Raw genomic sequence first — 3,776 nt, forward strand, 5'->3', positions numbered from 1 at the left:
AATGGCCCTTTCAATGATGGTCTGGCTTTTTTTTCATAGCTTAAACTGTTAAAATTTACGATAAGGCTAATTTAGGAAGTTCCGGACAATCATGCCGGCTTCCTGCTTTAGCTGGATTCGTTCAACACAGCATATAGCTTATGGCGGGTAAGTGGTAGATTGCAAGGTTTTCGCTTCGTAACCAGCTTTGGTTTCGGTGGACAGGAAAGTGCTTCAAAACCACCACAAACCATATGAAAACCGTTGGCACACATTTGAAAATCAATCGGCATGGATTTAAATGATATTAGAAAAAACTATGAAAAATTTGATGATTGGAAAATTGAAGAAATTGCATCAGAGAAGGCAGGTTCTTTAAGACTAGAAGTTCTTGACATATTAAAATCTGAAATAAAAAAGAGAAATCTAAATCCAAATCTAATCGATAGCGTTGATTCTCAAACAAAAGAATTAACGGAATCAGAATTTAATGAGTATTGTGACATATTGAGAAACCATACTTGCCCTAATGTAAGTCTAAAAGCCAAAAGATTAATGCAACAATGGTTGGTCAAGTTGTTAGCATACTAATTATGACAAACTATGAAAAATCTGTAAAAGTTGCTTGCCCTAACTGTCTTGATGAAATGCATAGTGAAGCGAATACCAAATCTGCACTTTTGGGGTGGTGGGGAATTCCTTGGGGACCAATTCAAACGATTAGATCGTTAATATTCAATTCAGGGATGAAAAAGAATAATAGGACTGAAAGACCATACGACATTTTTGCAAATTTTATTTTGAGCAATATCGGGATTTTAGAAAAGGCAAAAACTGAGCCTGAAAAGTTGACAGAATTAATTAATCGAACGAATAACAAAATATAAAACGTTAGGCCAATAACTAAGCATTCTAACCGCTGAAACAGCTAAGACCTAAAGGGCGGGCAAAATCTTGATGCAGTGTTGAACCAACCGGTGCTGTGGATGGGGAGAATATGAGGCTGTCTCATAAGTCATTATCGGAATCTGGTTGCCAAATATTCTATGGGTAAAGGATTTCTGATCATTTGCGATGACGTAATTATAGACATTATCTTGGTTAGATTTCTCAATTGAAATCTACGGGTTTTGGCGGCAAGTTGTATGCTCTATTGCTATTAATCCGGCCAAAACATGACCCTTTCGGGGTACTTTAGCCTGGGGCTGCCACCCCAGGCTATTATGAGTTCGCCCCTTTGGGGCGGGCCCTTTCTTCACTGACTCAGACACTACAACGAAATATTATTTGTGTGGGACTCAGAGAAATCTACTTATGAGACAGGCTCTTTTGTGTTTTTGGAGGAATGGGGTTAAAAAGTCAGGTGTAACTAGCTAATAAGCTAACTTACGTTTGTACGTGGATTTCATTCCAAGCATTTGAAATGTACCATTCGAATCCTCGGATTTTTTAACACCCTCAATTAATTTATCCCATAGTCCAAATACGCTGTTTTTACTATAAACTAATTTCCTTAGTTTTAATCATCACCAAAATCAGTGCTTCCCATCCCATCAGTTGAGCAGCAAAGCTCCCCATGAAACTCCAAAACAGGCAAAAATGGCAGATCATTCGACAATATAGTATTGGTTGGTGTTTGGCATTGGCATTTTTTAGTGTGATAAGGGGAGAAGGAACGCAGGAGCTGGGCTCCGTACAGTTTGAGGTTTGGAAATCCATCTTGGTATCATTGGCCGGCGGGGCGATTTTTGGGGCGATCTCTGGTTATGCCCAGATTTTGACAGAGGAGCATGGGTATAGTAAAATGTCCCTTAGGGGTTTGTTGGCAACAAGGGTGATCTATGTGCTGCTGTTTTTGACCGGCATTGTTTCTTTGGCCTACCTGATTTTTGGGGAGGACATCACTTATCTAGAATTTGCCTTTGAACCGGGAAGTTTTGCCATCTATTTGTATATCGTCACGGTGGATATTTTTATGTTTGCCCTGAGGCAGGTCAAGCTCTATTTTGGTGGCAATAACCTTTGGCAGCTTTTCAGCGGGAAGTTCTACACCCCACGTGAGGAGGAGCGGATTTTTATGTTTTTGGACCTGCAGTCTTCCACTGCCCATGCCGAAAGGCTGGGGCATATCCAATACAGTAAATTGATCCAGAACTGTTTCAATGATCTGGGGATTGTAGCGGAAAATGAAGCAGAAATCTACCAATATGTAGGCGATGAAGCCATCCTGACCTGGAAGCTAAAGGAGGGGTTAAAAGACCATAACTGCCTGAAAGCCTTTTTCAATTTTAAACAGCAGTTGCTTAAAAGAAAGGATTACTACGCCAAAAACTATGATTGTTTGCCCCATTTCAAAGGAGGGATCCATGCGGGAATTGTTACGGTGACCGAGGTGGGCAAATACAAAAAAGAGATCGCCTACCATGGAGACACCATTAACACCGCCGCCAGGATCCAAGGCCAATGCAATGCCCTGCAACAGGAATTGCTGATCTCCGAGTCTTTAAAGAAGATGATAGAAGATAGTGGTTTCAGTTTTGAGCAAATGGGTAGTATTGCCCTTAAAGGAAAGGAACAATCCATTGTACTTTATGCGGTCAGCTTAAGCTAAGCCGTGTTGGTAAGGTGGGTTGATAAGTTCTGGCATTTTCAATGCCTTTCGCAATTCCCTTTACCTTGAGCCCCTTACCCGTCGAGCAGGGCAGGGCTGCTGTTCTACAGGATGCCCCACTTGGAGTGCAGGGAGGATTAATCTCTTATATTTCTGGTTTAAATACCGTATTTAAGGTATTTGTAAAGGTGAATGAATTCATTAGTTTTAAAATCCGAAAACGTCTAAGCTTTTTAATTCAATCTAGAAAGAAGAAATAAACAGCAATCAAAACCAGGCCTGTTTCCTGAATTTTGTTGGGTAAGGATGGAAAAACCAGATGTATAATTAAGTTATGTGAGATATTAAAGACGACATATGAGTAATCAGACACTAAAAGAAATTGAAATTTCGAAGATTAAGCCGAATCCGCATAATCCAAGATTGATATTTCACGAAAGGGAATTGGATGATCTAAAATCATCAATTGAAATTGCAGGCGTTTTGGTACCTATCACGGTCTATCAAGAAAATGAAAATGAATATATCATTTTAGATGGTGAAAGAAGATGGAGAGCTTGTACAAGTCTTGGAAAAGAAACTATTCCAGCGAATATCATAGACAAGCCGAAGGATGTCACTCAAAACATTCTTCATATGTTTAATATTCACTACTTCAGAGAGCAATGGGAATTATTCCCTACAGCTTTGAAACTTGAACAAATTATTAAGCTTCTCCAAACAGATAAAGATTCAACGTTGTCAAGATACACTGGTCTAAATTTAACCACTGTAAAAAGGTGTAAAATTTTACTATGGTATCCAGAAAAATATCGTGATCTATTACTTTATAAGCAAGGCAGAATTTCTACCGACTTTTTCATTGAATTATATCCGATAATTAAGAAAGTAAATGACCAGCCCGAGTACAATATTGAACTTAAGATTTCTAGAGTAATTGACGGACTTATTGATAAGTTCAACGAAAACAAAGGAATTTCGGATGTAAAAGAGTTTCGCGAAATGCGAAAAGCAATTAAGTACTATGAAAATAGGGGTGAAATGTTTGTTTTTTTAAATCATTTAAATGAATTCATTGAAAAGCCCGATGTAGCAATGGATTATTTTGTAATAGATGACCTAGAAATTGAAAGAACAAAAAACAACGTTTTAAAGCAATTAACTTTCTTACCTCAAACACTTTCAG

Annotated in this window: 4 protein-coding genes; all 4 read left to right on the plus strand. The window is 38.5% G+C overall.

Annotated features, from left to right (window positions below):
- Positions 1-270 precede the first annotated feature (270 nt).
- Positions 271-570 carry a hypothetical protein gene (locus tag ACYVAA_RS22430; RefSeq protein ID WP_460546210.1) on the plus strand — a complete coding sequence of 100 codons (300 nt, stop codon included), beginning with the start codon at positions 271-273 and terminating at the stop codon, positions 568-570.
- A 2-nt stretch (positions 571-572) separates the two neighbouring features.
- Positions 573-866, plus strand: coding sequence for a hypothetical protein (locus ACYVAA_RS22435; RefSeq protein WP_460546212.1), 294 nt, complete (start codon positions 573-575; stop codon positions 864-866).
- Between the two features lie 689 nt (positions 867-1,555).
- Positions 1,556-2,590, plus strand: coding sequence for an adenylate/guanylate cyclase domain-containing protein (locus ACYVAA_RS22440; protein WP_460546214.1), 1,035 nt, complete (start codon positions 1,556-1,558; stop codon positions 2,588-2,590).
- A 357-nt stretch (positions 2,591-2,947) separates the two neighbouring features.
- Positions 2,948-3,776 (plus strand): ParB/RepB/Spo0J family partition protein (locus ACYVAA_RS22445; protein WP_460546216.1); only part of this gene is annotated, 829 nt, incomplete at its 3' end.

Source organism: Echinicola sediminis (genome assembly GCF_054777495.1).